Consider the following 23,704-nt stretch of genomic DNA (forward strand, 5'->3'; position numbering starts at 1 on the left):
TTTATCTTCACCGCACAGAAAGGCGCGCCTCACGCAACGGGAGATACAGTGGTAGTATTTGGTGTCGGTTAAACTAATTTGTTTTTTACGGGCAGTAGCCATAGTTTGGTTTCCTCAATCCTTTGAGTGCAGAATTAAAGCGTAGGCGGAATCTTAGGAAGGTGCAAATTAGTGGTGGGTGTCAGCGATTTGCGCGCATCAGCGATTTGCGCGCAGTGGTGGGTGTCAGCGATTTGGCTTCTTGACCAAAATGAACGGGTTGGGCGCCTCGTTAAGCGACTTTAACAAGCTCTTTATAAATACCTAAGCCAATGAAAAATATGTTATGTTTTTTCATGTTAGCCTCTGCTGTTTAATTATTTGACAAACTAATTATGGCATTGGCTTTAAGCTAACCCACGAAGAAGTGGAGACAAGTGCCATGTGGGAGTCAATATGCCTAGGTATATCAGGAAAGATCCGTGAATAAATTTATATTAGTGTTATTTTGTTTTCTTTTTTCGTTTTCTAGTAGTGCACACGATAATTTCACATCAGAGCAACTAATTGAGAAAGCAAAAGTATTTGTAGCGGCAAAAAATGCGCGTCAACAACCCAATTCAACAATTAAAGAGATAGAAAACTATATCTCATTGCTTTCTGACGACTTTATCGATGAACACGTCAAATTTAAATTTACTTATACAGATAAATCTAAACTTCGAGAGGATATGATTAATAAATTAAAAGATGAAATCATCCATAGTTCAATAGAAATAAATGAGGTAATGGTTGGCGCTAATGTCGTGATTGTAAAAATGACCGAATCAGGAAAAGTAAAACCTGCTCATTTAGATAAAACTATTGAGTATAGTAAAACCAATATTGTTTCACTTGAGTTTAACAAAGAGGGCTTAGTTACGCGCATCCGTCGACACCACGGGTAATCTATACTATACAAACGCTTTAATACATTATCGGTGGGTGTCAGCATCCATCATCATTAGTGGTGGGTGTCAGCGATCAATAGAACTACAACATCGAGAGCTTTAGTTGTAGCTAAAACTTGAGTCTCACTTTACCCTAATTTGAACTGTTATTATCCATATAAAGGCTTGAACCAAGGAACGAAAAATAGCAAGCTCGCGCTCCTTCATCGCTATTTTACGCTGCTCCTTGGGGGAGTTGTTACACAGTCTTCACTTTCCTTCAAGGTACTACAGCTTTCATGTAAAGGTTTCACCTTCTGTGTCCCACCAAAAATTTCTAGTTGACTTCATGGATACCAACCACTACATTTGTAGTGGTTAAAAACTACAAATGTAGTGATAGAGGTGATAAGTGAAACTAAGTGAATTTGAATTAGACGTGATGAAGTTACTTTGGCAAGAAAATGCATGTACTGCCAGTGAGCTTCATAAATATCTTCTTGCAGATGATACAAGAACAAAAAAAGTGGCTTATAACACAGTCAAAACAATCGTAGATCGACTAGAGCAAAAAGGTGCAGTCGAGCGCTGTGGTCAGCAGGGGAGGTCAATTGTCTATCAAGCAAAAGTGACTCAGCAAGCGCTTTCACAGCAGGCAACACCGCGTTTTATGGATCGCTTTTTTAAAGGTAGTTCACGCAGCCTGATAGCTCATTTCATTAAAGAAGAGAGTTTAGACGATGATGATATTGAGTATTTACAAAACCTACTTAAGAGCAAAAAACAGAAGAAAGAGAACGACTAATGTTTGATTACTTACTCACCGCAAGCTTGCTCAGCATGTTTAGCTTGACTAGCTGCTATTTTCTGAAAACTGCGCCTGCACGAACGCGCTTTTACGTGTTGGTAGTAGGGTTATTGAGTTGGCTAATTCCATGGCAGCAACTTTCCCCACCGCCTTTTTTAATAGATCTGGAGCTTTACACTATTGAGGTGAGTTCTATTTCAGACTCAGGGTCAACTCCACCGAACAGCATCAAGCAAACCACTTTGCACACCGAATCAAACTGGCTTTCTGGCTATACCATAAACCAAGTGTTTTCAAATTTGTTTGTATTTCTAACAGTGGTAGGTGGAGGACTATTTTTAGCGAGAGTGTGGTCGTATAAAAGGTTACTAAGTGGCATAGAAAAAGGTGCCTACATCAGTGAGGAGCATCAATATCTACACTCGTTTTGCACCGTAAAATTTACAGAATTGAGTACCCCAGCAATTACGACAGGCCCATTACAGCAAACCATTTGGTTAGATTTTAAGATGAAAGGTCGACCAGAACTCGAATCCGTGATTGAGCATGAGTTAACGCATATAAAGCATAAGGACACATATTGGTTATGGCTAATATGTGCGACTGAAAGCGTCTTCTTTTGGAATCCATTCTGTTTGTTGTTAGCAAATTTGGCGCGACAACAAATCGAACTCAGCTGCGACGAAAGCTGTATGGAAAAACTGAGTGATAAATATAGATACGATTTGGCCAGCTTACTGTTGTCCGAACATCAATACCGCTATAAACATGCATCATTAGGTCATTCAGTATTAGCCGTATCTCACTCGAAAAGTTTCAATATGCAAAGAGTTAAAACACTAAACAAGGAAAAGAAAATGAAATTATCCCATTTAATGATTATCACGGTAGCACTGTCTTGTAGTGCCTTAGCTGCTAACCAAATTGTCTCTGAAAAGCAGGTAACACAAGGAGCGAGTAAACAAAAGAGTGAAAAGTCAGCACGATATCAACAGCAATTGAGGGAGCTACTCGCTGGGGCGAAAGGAGCGAAATCGAATGATGAAACACAGCTTAAAGCAGCGGTTTCACACATTTTAAATTGGCATAGTAACCGCGGTTCGTTAAATGGTTTTGAAGAGCTGGATATAAAAGTAAAAAGCTTTACCTTGCTCGACCAAACCTATCATAAGCTAGGTCAATACGAAGCAATCTTGACCGCTTACAATAATTGGTTTCCTGAAGGCTCTACTCAACCGCCATTTTTAAAAAACAGATTGGCATCAGCTTATATGCACCTCGGGCAACATCAGAAGGCAGCAGAGCAACTAGAGAGTCTATCTGAAAAAATGCAAAGTCGCTTTCAAATCGGTAGCGCTACTGATTTGGCGCGCGCCTACATTGAAATGGCAGACTACGATAAAGCATTAGCTGTATTAAACGGTGATGTTGTAACCAGTGCTGAAAATCAAGCATATCAAGATATCCTAAGATACTATGTATACGAAAAACTGAATAACCAGACAAAGGTGAACGAGCTGAAAGAGCGTTTGCCAGCACATTATGCGAAAACGCCGGCAATATTACCTCGCTTACCTCGACCTGGCTCTTTGCTTCTGGCGAAGTTATAAATCATTTAAGAAAGCCTGTAAGATGCAGGCTTTTTTTAATTTACGAAACTAACCATGTGCTAGCCGAACAGTTCATCTTCTAGTGTTTTACCGTTAACTAACGACTTGTAACGCCAACCCTGTTCACGGCAAAGTCGGAGTACGTCAATATCCACCTGTTGGCCGCTACGATACTCAATAAGCAGGGCGCCACTGGCATTTACTGTCACCTCTTCAACACCTTGTAAGGTTTTCAAAAGCGCTATATGACTACTGGTGCCAGACTCTTTAAGTTTTACTGTCAGCGTGGCAAGCTCTGCTTCTTGAATACGGTCAACAGCGGTTAATTTACCATGCTGCAAATGTAATACCTGATCGCATAAATCATCGAGTTCGACTAAATCGTGTGAACTCAAAATAAAGGTCGTTTCAGATTGAAGCCTTTTTACGAGATTTCTGATCTCACGAGCATTCACGGGATCTAATCCAGCCGTGGCTTCATCAAGCAGTACAATTTCAGGTTGTGAAAGTAGCGTTTGGGCAATACAGATACGTTTTCGCATGCCATGAGATAACTCATGAGGCTTGGCGTGATAGCAATCTTTGAGGTCGACAAGCTCAAGCACTCTGTGTGTTTCACTTTCGGCCGCTTTCGCATCTAAACCTTGAAGCTGTCCATATAAACGTAGCTGATTACTGACAGAAAACCTTGGATCAAGCTGAGCATCCTGTGGAAGTGCGGCAAGGCGACCGAAAAGTGCAGCGCTGCCAGGTTTGTGGCTCAAAATTTGAACACTGCCAGCATCTGCATTTAGATACCCGCAAAGCGTGCTAAAAAGAGTGGTTTTACCCGCACCATTTGGGCCGACAAGCGCAATGGGAGAACCTGCGTTTAGGATAAAAGATACGTTGTCTAGTGCGCGCTTTCGTCCATATGCTTTCACTAAATTATTAACTTCAATAATGCAACTCATAGCGCGCGCCTTCTTAATAGTTCACAACTAATTGCAATTAACACGAAGCTATGTAGCACCGGTGTGGCAAAGCGAGTGAGGTTGATATTCTGTGCGATGGTTTCTGAGCCTTGGAACCCAGGAAATAGATAAAAAAGGTACTCTGCGTAAGGGCTATACTCAAGTGCAAAAGCGACCAAAGTGGCGAGCGTTAAGTAGGTCAAAATCGCGTAAATCATGCTCATTTTGCTTGAGTTAGCAAAGTGATTAGCCACAGACATCAGGGCAATAAAAGGTGCAGTAATAAGCGTTAGCTCTAAAACAATTAATGTTGCTCGGGTAAGCCCTGTGAGCCATAAGCTTGGGTCGCGCACCACCATCAATATCCAAGCGCCGAGGGCAGAAATGGCTATGAGCAACAATGTATTGAATACCTGCCCAACAAAGCGGCCAACAACAATTTCAGCCCGAGATGTGCGTAGGGTTAGAAATCTCAGTGTGCCGCGAGTTCTATCTTCTACGGTTTGATCTGCACTTGAAAAGATCACAAAAAGAGGAAACAAGAAGATTGACCAAACTAAGTACAATGCAAGTTCCATTTCGGGCCACTGGGCAATACGATGCATACCAACGGCGCCGGAAAAACTCTGGATCATATTTTTGAAGTTGGGGTCGCTGACAATGGATACCGCTTCTGCAATGGCGTAGCGCAAAATGGCATACCAAACCAAAACAAATGCGGCGATGGCTATCCATCCGCGCTTCGTTGCAAACAAGCGTTGCAATTCAAAGATGGCTATTAAGCCAATTCTTTTTATATTCATAAGGATCCTTGCAAGTGACAACACAGACTTTCACTACTAGAGCGGTAGACTGACTTTGATTTGAGCGTATATGATTGGCGCTAAAAAAGGAAGTTACTGAACTGTAACAAAATTAAACCAATAAAAACGGGCACGATTAAGTGTGCCCGTTTCTTAGTCTGTATTTGCTAGCAATTACCAGCCGCAATTACGGCCTTTATTTTGCTCATCTAGGTATTTTTGCAATGGTGCAAAGTAGTCAAGTACTGCTGTTGCATCCATTTCATCTTTACCTGTTAGCGTTTTAAGTGCTTGTTGCCAAGGTTTGCTGCTACCCATTTCAAGCATGGCATTTAGACGTTCACCAGCTGCTTTCGAGTTGTAAACAGAACAGCGGTGAATGGCTTCTTTGCTGCCAGCAATTTCACAAAGTGATTTGTGGAACTGGAACTGTAAAATATGCGCTAAGAAGTAACGAGTGTAAGGTACATTACCTGGTACGTGGTATTTTGCACCTGGGTCAAAGTCACTTTCGGTACGTGAAACTGGTGCTTTAACACCTTGATACTTCTCTCTTAATTCCCACCACGCTTGGTTGTACTCTGCTGGAGAAATCTCACCAGAGAATACTTTCCAGCGCCATTGGTCGACGAGTAGACCAAATGGAATGAATGCAACTTTATCGAGTGCCATCTTCATCAATAGCCCGATATCTTTTGACTCATCCGGTACGTTATCCAACAAGCCAATTTGCTTTAAGTAGCCAGGTGTTACAGATAGCGCGATAGTGTCGCCGATAGCTTCGTGGAAGCCATCGTTGGCGCTTTCTTGGTAATATACAGGCTGCTGATTGTAAGCGCGTTGATAGTAATTATGGCCTAGTTCGTGGTGGATAACAGAGAACTCTTCACCTGTACGTTGGATACACATTTTGATGCGTAGGTCGTCTTTGGCATCTAAGTTCCAAGCTGATGCATGACATTGTACGTCGCGGTCTTGTGGTTTAATAAATAAAGAACGTTCGTAGAAAGTTTCAGGTAATGGGGCAAAACCCATAGAGGTGAAGAACTTTTCTGCACCTTTTACCATTTTGATTTCGTCGTAATTGTGTTTAGCCAGTAGCGCCGTTACATCATAACCCGGATCTGCGTTTTCTGGCGCGACTAGGTCATAGATATTGCCCCAGCTTTGTGCCCACATATTGCCAAGCAAGTGTGCAGGAATTGGCTGATCTTGAGGCACTTTATCTTCGCCATATTTCTCACCAAGCTTGGCTCTAACATGACAATGAAGCGAATCGTATAGCGGTTTTACTTGGTTCCAAGTACGGTCAAGTTCTTTTGCAAAGTCGTCCGCTGGCATGTCGTATTTACTGCGCCACATGGCACCTGTGTCTGCGTAGCCTAGCTCATTAGCGCCTTCGTTGGTAAGTACCACTTGCTTTTCATAGAGTGGACGCATCGGTTTTGACATTTCACGCCAACCTTGCCAGATGTCTAAAAGCTCTTCATAGTCGCGACTATTCGCCATCTTAGCCGTCATGTCGCCAAGGCTTAGGCAAGTGCCATCATCTTTACAGTATTTGCCCTTGCCGTACATACCATCAAGCTCTGCTGTGAGCTTTGCAAGTTCCGCTGTTTTGTCAGCATCTTTTGGTGCTGGTAGTGTGAGGTTTAGCTTCAATTTATCAAGCTTACGGCGGGTATCTTCGCTTAACGCCAAGCCATCAAATTGTGCTGCCTGGTTTGCAAGTTCTACAAGCGCAGCGGTGTATTCCTCATTCACGTCCGCAGCAAGTGAAGCGGTGTCGTGAGTAATAAAGTTCGCATAAATCCAAGCTGAGCGGCTAGAGCGGAAGTTAAGGTCAACCAGCTGTTCTGACGCCTTATCTAAAAATGCAACTGCGTCGGCTTCTGATAACGCTTTATTTGTAGTTTCAGTGGATTGACAGGCAGAGAGTGCAAAAGTACTGGCAACAATGAGTGCGCCAACACTTAACTTAAATCTTGGTTTCATAGGGTTCACTTGTTGTTTTAATTAATACACGAGCCGACTTAACACTAGACGGCATTTTAGTATCTATAGCCAGCTACACTAATTGGGTTAATTGCTAAAAATCAGCAAGTAAATTAATCCAATTAGTATTAGTCGTATGAACAACTAATCGTATTGAGTGCGGCTTTTTCGCGCAGCAAAGCATCGTTTTTTGCTGTGGTGGCGAGAATAATAGCAGGACGACTTTAAAACGACAATTTTGCGATGGACAAACAAAGAGGTGCGAGTACAGATAAAAGTTGAGTTAGTGTGATTATTAACCATAATTAAGGCAGTCAATTGTATCAAAAGGCCGTATTTGAAGCCTGCAAAAAGGAGTGCATATGACTTTAGTTTTATTGGTGATATTGGCCATAGTGGTAGTATTTTGTGTCCGTGATATTAGGGTTAAGTTGATCACTAAACCGCTCTTTAATTATTTCAAAACATCATTACCTGAACTTTCCCAAACCGAGCGAGAAGCGATGGAAGCAGGGAGTATCTGGTGGGATGGCGCGTTGTTTTCGGGTAAGCCGAATTGGCGAAAGTGGTTAAGTAATGATAAACCAAAGCTGAGCGATGAAGAACAGGCGTTTATAGATAACGAACTACATACGCTGTTAAAGATGCTTGATGAAGAAAAAATATCTGAGGCTCAAGACTTGCCTACAGAAGTTTGGCAATTTTTGAAAGAAAAGGGCTTTTTTGCTTTTATTATTCCAAAGGCTTTTGGTGGCCGAGAGTTTAGTGCTCAGGCAAACTCCACCATCGTTGCAAAAATAGCCAGCCGTAGTTTGTCTACTGCAGTGACCGTGATGGTGCCAAATAGTTTAGGCCCTGCGGAGCTGCTGCTTCATTATGGTACCAATGAGCAGCAGAATACTTGGCTGCCAAAGCTGGCTTCGGGTGAGGCGCTACCTTGTTTTGCATTGACCTCTCCAGAGGCGGGATCGGATGCTGGTAGCATTCAAGATTTTGCTATTGTGTGTGAGCGTGAATTTGAGGGAGAAAAGCAAATTGGACTTGCGGTAACTTGGCAAAAACGATACATCACGCTGGCGCCTGTCGCTGATGTACTCGGGCTTGCGTTTAAGGTTTACGACCCAGAACAATTGCTTTCAAACAAAGTAGAGCTTGGGATCACTTGTGCACTTATTCCGACTGCACATAAAGGCGTAAAAACTGGAGACAGACATAACCCGTTGGGGCAAGCATTTATGAATGGCACAACCAGTGGCGAAGATGTTTTTATTCCAATGGCCTGGGTGATAGGCGAGGAGGCAGGCATTGGGAAAGGGTGGCGCATGCTGGTGTCGTGTTTAAGTGCTGGGCGGGGGATATCTTTGCCTGCGCTGAGCGCGGGAACTGCACAATTAAGTGCCAGAACGACTTCGGCTTACGCCGGTGTCCGTCGTCAATTTGGTGTACCTATCTCTGCCTTTGAAGGAGTGCAAAGCGCGTTAGCCAGAATTTACGGCTATAGCTATCTTATTGAAGCGGTGAGACAAACCACGGCGTTGGCAATTGATTTAAAGCAAAGTCCTTCAGTAGTCACTGCGATTGCCAAGTATCATCTGACTGAGCATGCAAGGGTGGCATTAAATGATGCGATGGATATCCATGGCGGCAAAGCCATTCAAATGGGGGAAATGAATTATCTTGCCCACAATTATATGGGGATGCCGATTTCTATTACCGTTGAGGGCGCCAATATTTTAACTCGAAGCTTGATGATTTTTGGTCAAGGGGCAACGCGTTGTCATCCCTTCATACTCAAAGAAATGAGTATCGTACAGCAAGAAGATCAATTAATCGCATTGAAAGAGTTTGATGAAGTGCTTTGCAAACATTTGCAGCATACCTCTGTGAATGGGCTTAAAGCGTTTTTTAATGGCTTCACACTTGCACATTTCGAACGTGCGCCAGTTAGTGGGGATGTGGCTATGTATTACCGACGGCTAACATGGTTGAGCCAAGCGCTTTCTGTGTATAGCGATATCGCTATGTTAAAGCTAGGCGGTTCACTAAAACGTAGAGAAATGCTCTCTGCAAAATTAGGAGATGTCCTGAGCTTTCTTTATGTCGCCTCGTGTGTATTAAAAAAATACGAAGATGATGGTCGTCAGCAAGGGGACTTACCGCTGGTAAAGTTTGCCTTAGATCACTGTCTTAACGAAGCAAGTAAGGCTGTTTATGCATTTTGCGATAACTTTACCGCAGCACCTCTGGCATTTTTGCTAAAACGTCTGGCGTTTCCTGTAGGTAAATGGCTCAAAGCGCCAAGCGATAAATTGGCGGTGCAGGTATGTAGAAATGTTTCTGATCACAACTCGACCCGTGAACGTATTTCGCATCTGTGCGCCGTGGTAAAGCACTCGGCGATAGATACGGTTGAGCATGCTTATTTACTGGAAAAGGCCCACGCTCCACTAATGGCAAAATATCGTAAGTGGTGTAAACAAAATAGCGTGAAACTGGTAGGTAAGACATTGAATGAAAAACTCAGTATCGCAATAGACGACAAGGTGATTGATGATAAAAGTTCTGAAACCATCTTTTGTATCGAAACGCTAGTTGCAAAAGCGATTGCTGTTGATGCGAAAGCGCCCAGCTAGTTCGTTGTGGCAGAGGGATATTAGCTAATTTGTTAAAAAGCCCCGACAACGGGGCTTCCCTTTCTTGTTATTGAGTTAACGTGCAAAGGGGTCGGCTAGTACCTTGTCTACATACCATTTGCCTTTTTTGCGCACCATACTGACACTACGCATGTCGTCTACTTGCTCACCATGGAGTTGACCTGTAAAAATTAGATTAATTTTTGCGCTGTCGCCATACTGTTCGCGCAGACTTTGATTGGTCATATCAACTTCTATGGTGACTTCATCGTATTGCATATTCACTAAATTTCTGGCGAATTGCGACGCAGTACCGTAAGAGCGCATGATACGCGCGTGACGTGGGGTGGCGATTTTCATTGCGGCGTCTAAATCTTTTTGATTATAGAGTGCGTCAAAGTACATTGTTGCGGCATATCCGGGAGTGTCCTTGTCACCTCTGACATTATCCTCAGAGCCACATGCAGAAAGTAAAGCTATCGCAGCTAAGACGACGAAAGTTTGCTTAAAAAGTGACTTTGTCATGCTAAAATACATCATATGCAGTCTAAAATTATTCACAATAAGTTAAGTTTGTCTGCTTACAGCCGATATGTAAAGCCAGTAAATGAAATAAATGTATTATGTGCTAAGGGTTTAAGATGTCTCGTTTAATATCACTAGCTTGGTTGGCTTTATTTTTGGTAGGGTGTGGATCGCAGCCTGAAATCAGTAAAGGGGTTACAAGCCAGTTAACACAGAATGTCATAATACTTGGACATTTTTCTAATGATGGAAAGTGGAGCGTAACATTAGACAGCAATGCCGAAATCCACATATATGACAATGCCAATCAGTCTGTCATCTTCTCAGTACCCAAAGACAAAATAAAAACGCCAGTCAAAGCAGTTTTATTGTCTGATAATAAGGAGATGCTCATCGTGGCGGGTGAAAACCTTATCTCAATTTGGTCTGTTCCAAAGCAAAAGCTAATAACGAACGTACCTTTTGCTGGGGTGAGTCCACTAGCTTCGATTTCTGCTTTAGCACTTTCTCATAACAATCAGCGTTTACTTGTTGCGATGGACGATGGCTCACTCAATATGGCGGACCTATTCACTAAGCTAAACAATCGTTTTATGCCTCATACCCGACCGATTGAGCATTTGGCGTTTGACGATAGTGGCGACTATTTTGTTACAGGCGCGCAAGATGGGCTGGTTGCCCTTTGGCAATTTGCATCACCAGAACCTTTGTATGAGCATCAATTTAGTCATCGAGTTACTAGTTTAACAGTAAGCCCTGATGGGAAGTATTTATTTGTCTCAGATGGGTTGAATGCGCAACATGTGCTGGATTTTGAGTCTGGAAAGCAGCTCAGCGAGCTAAAATATATGGCCCGCTTTAAGATGTTTAGAAAGGCCAAATTTATTTCTGGCTCAGGCTTACTTGCGACATCATCGTCAAAGTCTCACCTCTCCATCTGGCGCTATGAAAGCGGAGAAGAGCTTGGTACTTGGTCTATTCATACAGCAACAGAAGGGGCGACGGTAGTCGATATGTATGTCCCAAACCCAGACACTTTAGTAACGCTAAATAGCGATGGTATGCTTGAGACCTGGGCGGTTAATGTACTTGCTAAAAAGTAAGGGAGTGAAAGCACTCCCTTTGCTAATTATCCAAATCTTGGATTAATTGCAGTTCGATAAGCAAAACTTGAAATTAGGCGCGTTGGAAGTCGTATACGCTACCAAGATTGAGCAATTGCGTGAGTTCATCCAGTGCAGCATAGGACTCTTGCAGTAGGCTCGGATCAGCTAAGTCTTGCTCTGTGACTTTATCGCGATAATGTTTATTGACCCACGCGCTTAGTTGAATAAATTTATCTTCACTCATCATCACTTCTGGATTTACCGCTTTTAGCTCAGCTTCATTGAGGGCTACACGTAATCGCAAACACGCAGGTCCACCACCATTTTGCATGCTTTGGCGTAAGTCAAAAAAGCGTACTTGCGAAATCGGATTTTTTGCACCGAGCATATATTCGATATACGCTGCTACGTTATCATTCTTCGCACATTCTTCCGGTGCTACCAACATCATCTCGCCTGATGGCAAGGTGATCAATTGAGAGTTAAATAAGTAACTTTTTACTGCGTCTTCAACACTCACAGCATGCGTCGGAACTTCGACAATATGCAAAGGCTTTTCACCGATATACGCTTGTCTAATTTTAGTTAGACTAGTGGTTTGATCAATAAAGGCTTGATCATGACAAAACAATACATTTTCATTGCCCACCGCAATGACATCATTATGGAACACGCCTTGATCAATCACATTTGGGTTTTGCTGGATAAAAATTGCTTGCTTATCATCCAATTGATGTAGCCTTGCAATCGCTTGACTTGCTTCTAATGTTTGCCGAGCAGGATATTTAGTAGGACCCTTTATATTGCTGTTAAAGCCACTTGAACCGTACACAAATAATTGCAAACCTTTACTGCCGTGGCTATCGGCGAGGCGAGTATGATTCGCAGCACCTTCATCGCCAAAAAAAGGCTGCTCAGGCAAATGCTGGTGATGCGCAAAATATTGCGCATTGGCGAACATAGCACGGAGTAAGTTCGTGGTGGTTTCTGGTTCTATTGAGCGGTGAAATTTGCAGTTTAAATTGGCACTTGTGAAATGTACTTTGCCATCGCTGGAATCAACAGAAGGCGATACCGTCGCCGCATTTGCCGTCCACATCGCAGAGGCTGAGTAACAAGCTCGAAGTAATATCGGATCGTGTTTATAGGCTTTTTCCAGGACTTGTGCATCCGTGCCTGAAAAGCCAACGCGGCGCAGTGGGGCTAAACTCGGGCGAGCATGAGGTGCAAATACCCCTTGTTTTAGGCCGATATCATGCATTGCTTTCATCTTTTCAAGACCTTGCAATGCCGCTTCTTTTGGATTAGAAACACTGGTAGCGTTAGAAAGTGACGCGACATTACCATAAGATAATCCGGCATAATTATGTGTTGGCCCTACTAAGCCGTCGAAATTGACTTCATAAGTCATAGGTGCGGTTCCTGTTGCGAATAGTTATAGATAACTAGTATGAGGCGGTTTCGCTGGTTTTTAAAGTGATATAAATCAAAAATAAGAAGGTAGCTTTTTGCTGAAAACTTAATTGCCTTTAGCTTAGCTACTCAGGTTAAAGGGCGGGCTAGCAATGTCTTCCGGTATTGCTGCTGATAAGTTCTTATTACCGCGTAAAACAAATACAGGTGTGGAATAAACTGTCAGCTAACGCGATGGCAAGAAGTAAATCGATGAAAACGATAAAAATAGATGGGATCACAATAATGAATAATCCAATAGAAAAGTTTACATCCTGGTGGCAGCAAGCTCTAAAAAACAACCCATTAAATCAGCCCAATGCGGTATGTGTCTCAACAATTGATGAGAATGGGTTTCCTACAGGTAGATTTGTTGATTTGAAAGCGGTTAATGAGGGGGGCTTTGTATTTTGTTCATATTTCGATTCTGCGAAAGGCAAGCATTTAGAAAATGTTCCTAACATCGCGATGACAGTTTGGTGGGATCATGTCGGGTATCAGGTCCGTATTGTTGGCATAGCAAAGAAGATTTCAGATAAAGATGCAGATACTTATTGGCAAGGGCGCTCTAGAGATGCTCAGCTAACCACAACGTCATTTAACCAAAGTGCAATTATGCGAGATCAAAGCGATCTGACTGAAAAATTAAGAATTGCGGAGTTAAGATATCGTACGAACTCAATTCCAAGGCCCGAAAATTGGGGGGGCTATTGCATCAACCCTATTTCCATAGAGTTCCTCACTTTTGCTGAGACTCGGCTACATCTTAGAGAGTCTTATGAGCGTAGTGGTGAACAGTGGAAAAAACAATTGCTGCAGCCTTAGTTAAACCTGCTTTCATTGCAAATTAATCCCTTGTTGCCCACAATAGGGTTAAATTCCTTTTTATATCAAGGCAAACCATGGAAGTTGAACATCAGGAAATTGCCAATTTTTTAGTAGCTTACCCGCCATTTTCGGATTTGCCTCAAGAGGCACTACATAAACTCGCAAGCCAAGTTGAAGTAGGTTATTACCGAGCGGGCAGTGGCATTTTGGAATATGGAGAGCAGATCACTTACTTATATGTGATCCGATCTGGCGCTGTCGAGCTCTACCGACGTTCAGGTGAATTATATAATCGTATTTCCACTGGTGGGATCTTTGGCCAGCGCGGCTTATTGATGAATCGTAAAGTTCGTTTTGGCGCTCAAAGCCTTGAAGATACGCTGGTGTATTGCATTCCTGTAGGCATCTTTGATGAGTATTGCGACGTTTATGAAGCGTTTGCTGATTATTTTGAAGCAGACGATAATGCCAGACTAAAAATCACAGTTTCTGAGCAAGCTGACAGCAACGATTTAACCACGGCCAAAGTGCGTAAACTATTGCTACGCGATGTGGTATACGTTGAACGTAACGCCACGGTACAGCAGGCAGCTCAAGTGATGGCAAAAGAGCATGTGTCATCACTACTTATTTATGATCCCGAGAAACCAGTTGTCGAAGATCCAGATGAAGATGATGGTCAGGTGGTTGGCCTTATTAGTGACAGAGATCTTCGCACAAAAGTAGTCGCAGAGGGGCTGAATTATCAAACGCCGGTCTCTGAGATTATGTCGACTGACCTTATTATTGTTGACTCCAATGCCTATGTCTTCGAAGCCATGATGCTGATGCTAAGAGACAACGTGCATCACTTGCCTGTTGTACATAAGCGTAAGCCGATAGGGGTAGTTGCGCTATCCGATATTTTGCGCTATGAGTCTCAAAGCAGTTTGTTGTTTGTTAGGGGGCTAATGGACCAGCAAAGTGTTGAAGACCTAAGTAGTTACGCCAAACAGCTTCCTGCTATTTTTACTCGTATGGTGAATGAAGACGCTAACTCACACATGATTGGCTCTGCGATGTCGATTATAGGTAAAACGTTTAAACATAAATTACTCGAACTCGCGGAAGCAAAATTAGGTCCGCCACCAATCCCATACTGCTTTATTGCCCTTGGTTCAATGGCTCGGGACGAACAATTAATTGTGACCGATCAAGATAATGCACTGATCTTGGATGACAGTTATCAACCCGCTGAGCATGGCGCTTACTTCGAAAAGTTGGCTAAGTTTGTGTGTGATGGTCTAGCCAATTGCGGCTATAAATATTGTGATGGTGGGATCATGGCAAGCAATCCAGCTTGGCGCCTAACTTATAGTCAATGGTTAGCACAATTTGAAGACTGGATAGAAAATCCACGGCCTGAGGCATTACTTAATAGCTCGATTTTCTTTGATTTAGAGGGCGTATGGGGTGAAACAAAATGGGCTGAGAAACTCACTGCTTTTATCAGTAAAAAGGCAAAAAACACCCCTAAATTTTTGGCCGCGATGGCGCATAATGCGCTAAGGAGAACACCGCCTTTGGGCTTTTTTAATGGGTTTGTCCTTGAGCAAGACGGAGAGCACCGGCGATCGATGAATATAAAGCGCCGTGGCACAGCGCCGCTTTCAGACTTGGTCCGAGTACATGCCCTTGGTGTTGGCTCTAAAAAACAAAACTCCTTTGAACGATTAGAAGATATTGATGAGGCAAATATACTGCCAAAGGGCAAGGTGCTAGATCTGCAAGCTGCGCTTGAATATATCGCTATAATGCGAATTCGTCACCAAGCATGGCAAATTGAGCAGGGCGAAAAGCCTGATAACAGCTTGCCACCAGAAACACTCTCTGATTTTGAACAGCGTAACCTTAAAGAAGCTTTTGGTGTGTTAGACAAAGCACAGAGCTTTTTAAAGTTTCGCTATCAAAACAAATCCATGATGAAGTAGCGGTGTAACATGCAAGGCGAGATTATGTCATGGCCAAATCGCTTTCAGCATTTGGCAAAAACGTCGCAAGACCCAAGAATTCAAGCATTTTATCAGCAAGTAGTGGTAGATCCTTACCAGCAATTGAGCCAGTGCGAGTTTGTTGCCCTTGATTTTGAAACGACAGGGCTCGACCCAAACATCGATGACATTGTGAGTGTTGGCGTGGTGCCATTTGATTTACGACGGATCCGCTTGGCTCAAGCGAAGCATTGGCTTGTCAAGCCAACTAGTCCGCTGGCTGAGGAGTCTGTGGTACTACACCGCATCACACATTCACAAGTCGAAAGCGCGCCAGATCTGCAAGATATTCTTGAGGAAGTGTTTGCTTCGTTGCATGGTAAAGTCATTGTGGTGCACTATCAGTTTGTCGAAAAGTCATTTTTTAATTCTGCGCTAAAAGCAAGATTGGGTGAGGGGATTGAGTTTCCAGTGATTGATACAATGGAAATTGAAAAGTCAGCGATAAACAACGCCAGAAGCTGGCTTGATAAGCTCACACGAAAACCTATTCCTTCAGTACGCTTGGCTGATTGCAGAAAGCGTTATGGGCTTCCCTATTATCAGCCACATCATGCCTTGTCCGATGCGTTAGCAACAGCGGAGCTATTTCAAGCTCAAGCTCAATATTATTTAGACCCATCAGACATGGTGAAGCGCTGGTGGAGCTAACCCTAAATAACAAAAAGGCGGAGCATACATCAAGCTCCGCCTGTAATGAGATTAGCGACCGTTAGCTTTTAGGCTCTGTTCTAAGCCCAAGGATCAAACTTACACACATCAGCAGTAGTACAAAAGTAAACGGTAAACCTGTTGAAATGGCGCCCGCTTGCAGCGCTTCAATCGCTTCTTTACCGCCGATCCACAGTAGCGCTGCCGCAATAGCACCCTCAATACTCGCCCAGAATATACGTTGTGGTACTGGGGCATCTATTTTACCACCAGCGGTAATACTATCGATAACCAAAGAGCCAGAGTCCGACGAAGTGATGAAGAAAACTAGTACAAGTAAAATCGCCGTGAACGAGAGCAAATCACTCATAGGTAGGTTTTCGAACATTTGGAACATTGCCAGTGGCACTTCAGTCAAGCCATCAGTTCCTAGAGCACCAATGCCATTTTTTACCTGATCGATAGCAAGGCCACCGTAGATTGACATCCAGATCACGGTTACCAATGTGGGGATTAATAATACTGCGGTGATAAATTCGCGTATGGTGCGACCCTCAGAAACCCGTGCGATAAACATACCGACAAACGGTGACCAAGAAATCCACCATGCCCAATAAAATACGGTCCAACCTTGGAACCATGCTTCGTCGTCACGACCATGAGGATTACTCAGCGGAATAATGTTTTCAACGTAAGCCATTAAAGTCGTTGGAATATTACCCATGGCAATCGCAAAGCCTGCGATACCAACAAACAGTAATAATACAAATGCAATTAACATATTAACGTTACTGAGCAGCTTTACACCACCATCAATACCGCGAACGACCGAAATAATCGCAAGAGCGGTAACTCCCGCTATTACGGCAATTTCTAGACCGAGGCCAGCTTCTATGCCAAACACATGTTGGATCCCAGCACCAGCTTGTTGTGCACCTAAACCAAGTGATGTCGCAAGACCAAACAAGGTAGCAAGAACGGCGAGAATATCGATGATATGGCCTGGCCAACCCCAAGCTCTGTCTCCCAAAATCGGATAAAAGATCGAGCGTATCGACAGTGGTAAGCCTTTATTGTAGGCAAAGAAAGCTAGTGAAAGCGCAACAACGGCGTAAATAGCCCAAGGATGCAGCCCCCAATGGTACATGGTGGCACCCATTGCAAGCTCTGCCGCTTCAGGCGTGTTTGCGGTTACATTCAATGGTGTTTCATACCAACCTGTGTAATATGCGACGGGCTCAGCAACGCCCCAAAACATCAGACCTATACCCATACCCGCTGCAAATAACATTGCCAGCCATGATGCCCGAGTGTAGCTTGGTTTGGCATTTTCACCACCTAGTCGAATTTTACCGTAAGGCGATAAAACGAGCACCAAACAAAATAGGACAAAGAAATTACCAGACCACATAAACAGAGCATCAAAGTTACCTATGATGTCCCACTTTATGCCGTCTAAGGTGGTCTTAGCTGTGTTTGCATCAACTAATAACACGGCGACTAAAAACGCCAGTATTAACCCCGCACTCACACCAAAAACTGGGTTATGTACGTCAAACCCCCACTTTTGAACATTGTCTTGTCCAACGGTGTAGTCTGTATTATCGATGCTGTACTTATCGTGGTGATTGCCCATGATATCCTCTTATTGTTCTCATCGTGATACGACACCAAGCTGATACACTGAATTTATCGCTAGGCAAGTGGTGATAACAATTCGACATAAACTAACTATGCAACAGTGAAAAATTTAATCTGGCTTTTAAAGCTAATCATTAGCTGTTTAGAATGGCTTTATCAGCCATAAAATATGCTAGCAATTTGCTTTAAGTAGTTATCAGTAAGTCACAAAAACTACTTAGTCTAGTTTAGATTATTCAGCGTATTCATTCGACTTATGTGTTTTTATCACATCAGGCGTATGGCTACCTAAATACGATGATGGGTTTATGTTAGTTACAGCGACAGTATACTGCCTCAATACTTGTAATTAAGATAAACCAACCGAACCGTTATGCTACTCAGCTATGGTATCAATATATTGTATCAACTTGATATTCAGTCGATGCTTCAAAGCAGCAACTTTTTATTTTAAGTCTTACTGGCAAATGAAAATCCAATGCCAGCTAAACCTATTTGTAATAGTTTAGGGGGTGAGATTAAAAAGTAAATGGCTACTGAATTTTTTATTTAAAAATCATCACATTCATCAACTAGACATACAGAGTGATGTAAAGTGGCAAGTTTTCCTTTGATGGCATGTGAAAAAAAAACCCCTCTTGCGAGGGGTTTTGGGTAACTCAGCGCCTTTGGCACTGGGAATGAGGTCGGTACATTTGTAAGTTAGGGTGTGTCTTACGATGCCTCAAACTGCATTTCAGGGATCTCACCGTCGACGATAAGCTTGCCCGCAGTTTTGCTGATTATTTCATCAACACTAACACCCGGGGCGCGTTCTAGCAAATGGAATGCGCCGTCTTTTACTTCTAACACAGCTAAATCGGTTACGATTTTCTTTACACAATTTACGCCGGTTAGCGGCAATGTGCATGATTCAAGCAATTTAGAATCACCGTGTTTGCTAGCATGGGTCATGGTCACTATGATGTTGCGTGCACCAGCAACTAAGTCCATTGCACCACCCATGCCTTTGATTAATTTTTTCGGGATCATCCAAGACGCGATATTGCCTTGTTGATCAACTTCAAATGCACCTAGTACCGTTAAGTCTACATGACCACCACGGATCATGGCAAAGCTTTCCGCACTATTAAAAATTGCTGCACCTGTTGCTGCTGTCACGGTTTCTTTACCCGCGTTGATCATATCGGCGTCAACTTGGTCTTCGGTTGGGTAGGGACCCATACCTAACAAGCCATTTTCCGATTGCAGCATCACTTCGATGCCTTTTGGCACGTAGTTAGCCACTAAGGTTGGAATACCTATGCCTAAATTTACGTAGTAACCGTCTTCAAGCTCTTGCGCCACGCGCATCGCAATTTGTTCACGATTTAAACCCATGATTGCCTCCTATTTGCGCGTTGTGACACGTTCAATACGTTTTTCAAAGTCACCTTTGATCACGCGATTGACATAAATACCTGGGGTGTGGATTTGACTCGGCTCAAGTTCACCCGGTTCTACGATTTCTTCAACTTCCGCTACGGTGATTTTTCCGGCTGTCGCTGCCATTGGGTTAAAGTTCATTGCAGTATGGCGGAACACCAAGTTGCCATAGCGATCTGCTTTCCAAGCCTTAACAATGGCAAATTCACCAGTAATTGACTCTTCCAAAATATATGGTCGGCCATCAAATTCTTTTACTTCTTTACCTTCAGCAACGGGAGTACCGTACCCTGTTGCTGTGTAAAAAGCTGGGATCCCAGCACCACCAGCGCGCATCTTCTCTGCAAGCGTACCTTGTGGTGTTAATTCAACGTCAATAATGCCATCGAGAAGTTGCTGTTCAAACAGCGCATTTTCACCAACATAAGAGGCGATGATCTTCTTAATTTGACGATCTTTAAGCAAAATACCTAAACCAAAGTCGTCGACCCCACAGTTGTTTGAAACCACGGTAAGCTCTTTTGTTTGCAGGCGCTTAATTTCTGCAATTAAGCCTTCTGGAATACCACACAAACCAAAGCCACCTGCGATGATGGTATCGCCGTCTTTAAGACCTGCCATCGCTTCGCTGTAGCTTGATACGACTTTATCGAAACCGGCCATAAGCCCACTCCTAATAATGTTATTGTTTTAAGATTGACAAGTTTGCTTGAGTGCTAACGACACTTTACTGCTTGGTGTCTTGCCTAGCGCATCACAAATTGCCCATCCTGCTTTTGCTAGCCTTTCTAAATCAATTCCACACTCAATGCCAAGCCCTTGCAGTAAGTAAACTACATCCTCAGTGGCAACATTTCCTGACGCGCCCTTGGCGTAGGGGCAACCACCGAGACCTGCAACGGCGCTATCAACAGTTGCGAGCCCCATTTGCAGGGCCGTGTGAATATTCGTTAATGCTTGTCCGTAGGTATCATGGAAATGCACCGCAAGCTTGTCAGCAGGGATATGTTGCAATAACAAGGTGAGAAGCTGCTGGACTTTTTTAGGCGTACCAACACCTATGGTGTCGCCTAGGCTGATTTCATAACAACCAAGTGACAACAATTGTTTACATACCGCTAAAACTTGCTCTGGTTGTACTTCACCTTGATATGGGCAACCAACCACGCAGCTAACATAACCTCTTACTTTTATGTTGTTTTTTTGTGCAAGTTCAACAACGGGACGAAAGCGTTCAATACTTTGTTCAATCGTGCAGTTGATGTTTTTTTGCGTAAATGCCTCACTGGCGGCAGTAAAAATGGCAAATTCGTCGACCTGATTTTCTAGTGCAAGCTCTGCGCCTTTAAGGTTTGGCGTTAGGGCGCTTATTTCAACGCCTTCACTACGTTTAAAGCCTTGGATCACCGCTGCAGAATCGGCCATTTGTGGCACCCATTTGGGCGACACAAACGCGCCTGCTTCTATGTGCTTGAGGCCAGCGTCTTTTAATGCGTTAACCAGCGAGATTTTAGCTTCTGTGGCAACACTGGCCTCATTTTGTAAGCCGTCCCGTGCGCCAACTTCTACAATTTTAACCTTAGCCGGATACTGAGACATTAGTCTTGTTCCTCAACAATCGCCAGCATATCGCCATGACTGACCAGCTCGCCTTCTGCAAAGCAGTATGAAGTCAGCGTGCCATCAAATGGTGCATTCAGCGTATATTCCATCTTCATGGCTTCGATTATCACAACGGCATCGCCTTTATTGACTTGAGTACCAACGGCTAACAAATGCTTAACCACGGTGCCGTTCAATGGTGCTGCCAGCGGTGCGGCTTCGTGCTCATGATCGCTAATGTAATGCTTTGACTTGAGCTCAACGGTATGTTGATACGGGCCATACATAATAGTGATCGCGGTTTCGGTCACAATGGCGCTGGCCTGTAACCGTGCACCATCAATCACCACTGTTAACTGGTGTCCATTTAATTCACATTCAATTTGGTGGATTTGCTCGTTAAACGAAACCTTCCAACCACCTTGAGATTGATAGGCACAGGCGACATGATCTGCAAATGGTAAATCCACTTTCGCGGTTTGGTTAAGCCTAAAGCCTAAGTTTCCCCATACCGTGTTTTTACATGGTTGTTGGTGGCTAAGATAGGCCGCACTTGCTAATAACACCATTTTATCCAGCGGCGTATTCGATTGAGTTAGTACCTCAGTTTGCGTGTCGATAAAGTGGGTATCAGGTGCACCTGCTGTAAAAGTAGGGTGGCCTGCTAAGTGATGCAAAAATGCAATATTGGATTTTAAACCACACAGATGTACTTGTTCTAAACTCGATTTTAATTTGAGTAACGCTTGTTCACGATTTTTGCCATAAACAATAAGCTTTGCGATCATAGGGTCGTAAAATGGACTGATCTCATCGCCTTGCTGCACGCCAGTGTCAATTCTTACGCCATCTTTGGCTTCAGGAAAGCTAAGGTGTGAAAGTACACCAGAAAACGGCATAAAGTTCTCTTCAGGGTCTTCTGCGTAAATGCGCGCTTCAAAACTATGACCAGACAACGAAACCTGCTGTTGAGTAAGCGGTAGCGGTTCACCCGCAGCAACCATCAGTTGCCACTCGACTAAATCGAGGCCAGTCACCATTTCTGTCACTGGGTGCTCTACTTGCAGGCGAGTATTCATCTCCATAAAAAAGAACTCGTCGCCACATAATAAGAACTCCACTGTACCTGCGCCGCGATAATTAATAGCCTGCGCGCAGCGTACTGCTGCTTCACCCATGGCTTTGCGCATAGCATCAGTCAAACCAGGCGCCGGCGCTTCTTCAATCACTTTTTGGTGACGACGCTGTAGTGAACAGTCTCTATCGCCGAGGTAAACACAGTTACCGTGACTATCGGCAAAAACTTGTACTTCAACGTGACGAGGCTTATCAACAAACCGCTCAAGCAGTACTAAGTCATTGCCAAAACTCGCTGCAGCTTCACGTTTAGCGCCATGTAGTGCCGATAAAAACTCGCTGCTTTCTCGTACTACCCGCATGCCTTTACCACCACCGCCGTAAGCGGCTTTGATAAGTACTGGAAAGCCGATTTTTTCAGCTTCGGCTTGCAAGAAGTCATCTTCTTGTTTGTCACCATAATACCCAGGAACTAGAGGCACATTAGCGTCATGCATGATTTCCTTGGCTCGGGTCTTAGAACCCATCGCTTCAATAGAGCTTGCCAGCGGACCAATAAACGCAATGTTTGACGCTTCGCACGCTTTTGCGAATACTTCATTTTCAGATAAAAAACCATAACCTGGGTGGATGCAATCGACGCCCGCCGCTTTGGCGACTTCAAGAATTCTGTCCGCAACCAAATAAGACTCTTTACTTGGTGCCGGACCGATATGATAGGCTTCGTCAGCTGTTTTCACATGCATCGCATTGGCATCTGCATCAGAATAAACTGCCACTGTGGTTAGGCCCAATTTCTTTGCGGTGCGCATCACGCGGCAGGCAATTTCACCACGGTTTGCGACTAGAATTTTAGTTAGCATGTTGACTCCTATTCGCTTGCGGCGGTTTGCCAGCGTGGTGCTCGTTTATCGAAAAAGGCGCTAAGCCCTTCTTGGCCTTCGTCACTTACTCTAATTTCAGCGATACGCTTTGCGGTATGGGCGATCAACGCTTCATTTATCTCTTTACCAGCAACTTCGCTGATCAGTGCTTTGGCACTTTTCACAGCAGCAGGGCCATTGTTAAGCAAGGTATTGAGAAAATCCGCTTCGCTTTTTGCTAAATCATCGCTCAATTCGTGAATTAAACCCATTTCTAGCGCCTTTTCACCATCGAATACTTCGGCTGTTAAAAAATAGCGTCGCGCTTGGCGCTCCCCGATGGCTTTAATGACATAAGGACTAATCACAGCCGGAATAAGACCAAGCTTGACTTCACTTAAACAAAATTTAGAGTTGTGCTCTGCAATGGCGATATCACAACAGGCGATTAACCCAAGCGCACCGCCAAAAGCAGCGCCTTGCACCAAACACAGCGTTGGGTGAGGGCAAGTGGCCAGCACTTGCATTAATTTAGCAAGTTCTAAAGAATCAGCGACGTTTTCGTCATAGTCGTTGTCTGCCATGGATTTCATCCACGCCAGATCAGCCCCCGCTGAAAAGTGTTTACCTTCGGTTTTTAATACCAGCGCTCTGACATCAAGGCCGCTGGCATATTCGATATTCTTAATGAGTTCGGCAATCACCTCCGCATTGAAGGCATTATGTTTTTCTGGGCGACTTAGCTCTAAAATCGCCACTTTGCTTTTTGTTATATTTAAAGTGACAGGCATAAG

Annotated in this window: 19 protein-coding genes and 1 pseudogene; 8 read left to right on the forward strand and 12 right to left on the reverse strand. The window is 43.7% G+C overall.

Translation table 11 applies throughout. The annotated features are described in order from the left end of the window. Window positions 1-102, reverse strand: a pseudogene (locus CWC03_RS16105) (transposase); the annotation flags it as partial. A 359-nt stretch (window positions 103-461) separates the two neighbouring features. On the opposite strand from CWC03_RS16105, the gene CWC03_RS16110 reads away from it, so the two are divergent. The 3 genes from CWC03_RS16110 (at window position 462) to CWC03_RS16120 (ending at window position 3,326) form a co-directional block, all read left to right on the forward strand. Then, window positions 462-926, forward strand: coding sequence for a nuclear transport factor 2 family protein (locus CWC03_RS16110; RefSeq protein ID WP_138582750.1), 465 nt, complete (start codon window positions 462-464; stop codon window positions 924-926). A 394-nt stretch (window positions 927-1,320) separates the two neighbouring features. After that, window positions 1,321-1,713, forward strand: a complete 393-nt coding sequence (locus tag CWC03_RS16115) for a BlaI/MecI/CopY family transcriptional regulator (RefSeq protein WP_138582751.1) — start codon at window positions 1,321-1,323, stop codon at window positions 1,711-1,713. After that, window positions 1,713-3,326: a M56 family metallopeptidase gene (locus tag CWC03_RS16120; RefSeq protein WP_138582752.1), complete on the forward strand. Its 1,614-nt coding sequence runs from the start codon at window positions 1,713-1,715 to the stop codon at window positions 3,324-3,326. Before CWC03_RS16115 ends, CWC03_RS16120 begins: the two co-directional genes overlap by 1 nt. A gap of 59 nt (window positions 3,327-3,385) precedes the next feature. Here the strand turns inward: CWC03_RS16120 and CWC03_RS16125 are convergent, their stop codons facing one another. The 3 genes from CWC03_RS16125 to CWC03_RS16135 form a co-directional block, all read right to left on the reverse strand. Beyond that, window positions 3,386-4,279: an ABC transporter ATP-binding protein gene (locus CWC03_RS16125; RefSeq protein WP_138582753.1), complete on the reverse strand. Its 894-nt coding sequence runs from the start codon at window positions 4,277-4,279 to the stop codon at window positions 3,386-3,388. Continuing rightward, the gene (locus CWC03_RS16130; RefSeq protein ID WP_128725982.1) at window positions 4,276-5,082 is read right to left on the reverse strand and encodes an ABC transporter permease subunit; all 807 of its coding nucleotides are present in this window, start codon (window positions 5,080-5,082) and stop codon (window positions 4,276-4,278) included. The genes CWC03_RS16125 and CWC03_RS16130 overlap by 4 nt, the downstream gene beginning before the upstream one ends. A gap of 174 nt (window positions 5,083-5,256) precedes the next feature. Further along, window positions 5,257-7,077: a M2 family metallopeptidase gene (locus CWC03_RS16135; RefSeq protein ID WP_138582754.1), complete on the reverse strand. Its 1,821-nt coding sequence runs from the start codon at window positions 7,075-7,077 to the stop codon at window positions 5,257-5,259. A gap of 362 nt (window positions 7,078-7,439) precedes the next feature. Between CWC03_RS16135 and CWC03_RS16140 the strand changes: the two genes are divergently transcribed. Continuing rightward, on the forward strand, window positions 7,440-9,710 hold the full coding sequence (locus CWC03_RS16140) for an acyl-CoA dehydrogenase (protein ID WP_138582755.1): 2,271 nt from the start codon (window positions 7,440-7,442) through the stop codon (window positions 9,708-9,710). Between the two features lie 75 nt (window positions 9,711-9,785). Here the strand turns inward: CWC03_RS16140 and CWC03_RS16145 are convergent, their stop codons facing one another. Further along, the gene (locus CWC03_RS16145) at window positions 9,786-10,235 is read right to left on the reverse strand and encodes a hypothetical protein (RefSeq protein ID WP_138582756.1); all 450 of its coding nucleotides are present in this window, start codon (window positions 10,233-10,235) and stop codon (window positions 9,786-9,788) included. A 116-nt stretch (window positions 10,236-10,351) separates the two neighbouring features. Here CWC03_RS16145 and CWC03_RS16150 point away from each other — a divergent pair, with 116 nt between their 5' ends. Beyond that, window positions 10,352-11,338 (forward strand): WD40 repeat domain-containing protein, encoded by a 987-nt coding sequence (locus CWC03_RS16150; RefSeq protein ID WP_138582757.1) that lies wholly within the window; start codon window positions 10,352-10,354, stop codon window positions 11,336-11,338. A 73-nt stretch (window positions 11,339-11,411) separates the two neighbouring features. Here CWC03_RS16150 and astB read toward each other — a convergent pair whose 3' ends face one another. Beyond that, entirely contained in the window at window positions 11,412-12,752 is a 1,341-nt protein-coding gene (gene astB / locus CWC03_RS16155; RefSeq protein WP_138582758.1) for an N-succinylarginine dihydrolase, read from the reverse strand. A gap of 254 nt (window positions 12,753-13,006) precedes the next feature. On the opposite strand from astB, the gene CWC03_RS16160 reads away from it, so the two are divergent. The 3 genes from CWC03_RS16160 to CWC03_RS16170 all read left to right on the forward strand — a co-directional run bounded on the left by CWC03_RS16160 (window position 13,007) and on the right by CWC03_RS16170 (window position 16,302). Next, the gene (locus tag CWC03_RS16160; RefSeq protein WP_138582759.1) at window positions 13,007-13,618 is read left to right on the forward strand and encodes a pyridoxine/pyridoxamine 5'-phosphate oxidase; all 612 of its coding nucleotides are present in this window, start codon (window positions 13,007-13,009) and stop codon (window positions 13,616-13,618) included. A gap of 77 nt (window positions 13,619-13,695) precedes the next feature. Continuing rightward, on the forward strand, window positions 13,696-15,591 hold the full coding sequence (locus CWC03_RS16165; RefSeq protein ID WP_138582760.1) for a DUF294 nucleotidyltransferase-like domain-containing protein: 1,896 nt from the start codon (window positions 13,696-13,698) through the stop codon (window positions 15,589-15,591). A 9-nt stretch (window positions 15,592-15,600) separates the two neighbouring features. Next, window positions 15,601-16,302: a 3'-5' exonuclease gene (locus CWC03_RS16170; protein ID WP_171040269.1), complete on the forward strand. Its 702-nt coding sequence runs from the start codon at window positions 15,601-15,603 to the stop codon at window positions 16,300-16,302. A 61-nt stretch (window positions 16,303-16,363) separates the two neighbouring features. Here CWC03_RS16170 and CWC03_RS16175 read toward each other — a convergent pair whose 3' ends face one another. The 6 genes from CWC03_RS16175 to CWC03_RS16200 all read right to left on the reverse strand — a co-directional run bounded on the left by CWC03_RS16175 (window position 16,364) and on the right by CWC03_RS16200 (window position 23,701). Then, window positions 16,364-17,938: a BCCT family transporter gene (locus CWC03_RS16175; protein ID WP_128725990.1), complete on the reverse strand. Its 1,575-nt coding sequence runs from the start codon at window positions 17,936-17,938 to the stop codon at window positions 16,364-16,366. Window positions 17,939-18,657: 719 nt separating this feature from the next. Then, window positions 18,658-19,323, reverse strand: a complete 666-nt coding sequence (locus CWC03_RS16180) for a CoA transferase subunit B (protein ID WP_010378611.1) — start codon at window positions 19,321-19,323, stop codon at window positions 18,658-18,660. Between the two features lie 9 nt (window positions 19,324-19,332). Beyond that, complete coding sequence (locus CWC03_RS16185; protein ID WP_010378612.1) at window positions 19,333-20,031, reverse strand: CoA transferase subunit A; 699 nt, start codon at window positions 20,029-20,031, stop codon at window positions 19,333-19,335. Between the two features lie 27 nt (window positions 20,032-20,058). Next, window positions 20,059-20,967, reverse strand: a complete 909-nt coding sequence (locus tag CWC03_RS16190) for a hydroxymethylglutaryl-CoA lyase (protein WP_138582762.1) — start codon at window positions 20,965-20,967, stop codon at window positions 20,059-20,061. Next, on the reverse strand, window positions 20,967-22,910 hold the full coding sequence (locus CWC03_RS16195) for an acetyl-CoA carboxylase biotin carboxylase subunit (protein WP_138582763.1): 1,944 nt from the start codon (window positions 22,908-22,910) through the stop codon (window positions 20,967-20,969). The genes CWC03_RS16190 and CWC03_RS16195 overlap by 1 nt, the downstream gene beginning before the upstream one ends. Before the next feature lie 8 nt (window positions 22,911-22,918). Beyond that, window positions 22,919-23,701: an enoyl-CoA hydratase-related protein gene (locus CWC03_RS16200; RefSeq protein WP_138582764.1), complete on the reverse strand. Its 783-nt coding sequence runs from the start codon at window positions 23,699-23,701 to the stop codon at window positions 22,919-22,921. Window positions 23,702-23,704 lie beyond the last annotated feature (3 nt).

This window comes from Pseudoalteromonas sp. S2755 (assembly GCF_005886535.1).
Classification (GTDB): Bacteria; Pseudomonadota; Gammaproteobacteria; order Enterobacterales; family Alteromonadaceae; genus Pseudoalteromonas.